The organism is Pseudomonas sp. HMWF021 (genome assembly GCF_003061005.1).
In the GTDB taxonomy this organism is placed as follows: domain Bacteria; phylum Pseudomonadota; class Gammaproteobacteria; order Pseudomonadales; family Pseudomonadaceae; genus Aquipseudomonas.
In genome coordinates, this window is record NZ_QAIK01000101.1 from 21,456 (window position 1) to 22,177 (window position 722).

A 722-nucleotide genomic window follows, 5' to 3' on the forward strand; every position below is an offset into this window, starting at 1 on the left:
GTTCCTGCTCGCTGCCTGGGTATTGCTCGCCGGTGTGCGCGACATCTTCGACAAGACTCGCCACAAGGGTTTGATCAAAGGCCTGCCAACCCTGACCCGCAGCTATTGGGGCATGCAGATCGCGCACTTGGGTATTGCCGTGTGCGCCCTCGGTGTGGTGCTGTCGAGTCAGAACAGTGCCGAGCGCGACCTGCGTCTGGCGCCGGGCGAGTCGATGGATCTGGCCGGTTATCACTTCATCTTCGAAGGTGCCAAGCACTTCGAAGGGCCGAACTTCACCTCCGACAAGGGCACCATCCGGGTGATCCGCGACGGCAAGGAAGTCAGCGTGCTGCACCCGGAAAAACGCCTGTACACCGTGCAGAGTTCGATGATGACCGAGGCCGGGATCGACGCCGGTTTCACCCGCGATCTCTACGTCGCACTGGGCGAGCCGCTGGAAAACGGCGCGTGGGCGGTGCGGGTGCACGTCAAACCGTTCGTGCGCTGGATCTGGTTCGGCGGTCTGCTGACCGGTCTGGGCGGATTGCTGGCAGCGCTGGATCGGCGCTATCGCGTCAAGGTCAAAACCCGGGTGCGTGAAGCCCTCGGCCTGCAAGGAGCGGCTGCATGAGACGTTGGTTGATGCTGGTGCCACTGGCGATTTTCCTGCTGGTGGCGGTGTTTCTTTATCGCGGGCTGTACCTCGATCCGGCGGAGCTGCCGTCGGCGATAATCAACAA

The 722-nt window shown here is 62.5% G+C and carries 1 protein-coding gene and 1 pseudogene; both read left to right on the forward strand.

Annotated features, from left to right (window positions below; genetic code table 11):
- Window positions 1-613 (forward strand): cytochrome c-type biogenesis CcmF C-terminal domain-containing protein (locus DBR18_RS29170; protein ID WP_305891534.1); only part of this gene is annotated, 613 nt, incomplete at its 5' end.
- A pseudogene (locus tag DBR18_RS29175) lies at window positions 610-722 on the forward strand (DsbE family thiol:disulfide interchange protein); the annotation flags it as partial. The gene DBR18_RS29170 and the pseudogene DBR18_RS29175, both read left to right, overlap by 4 nt.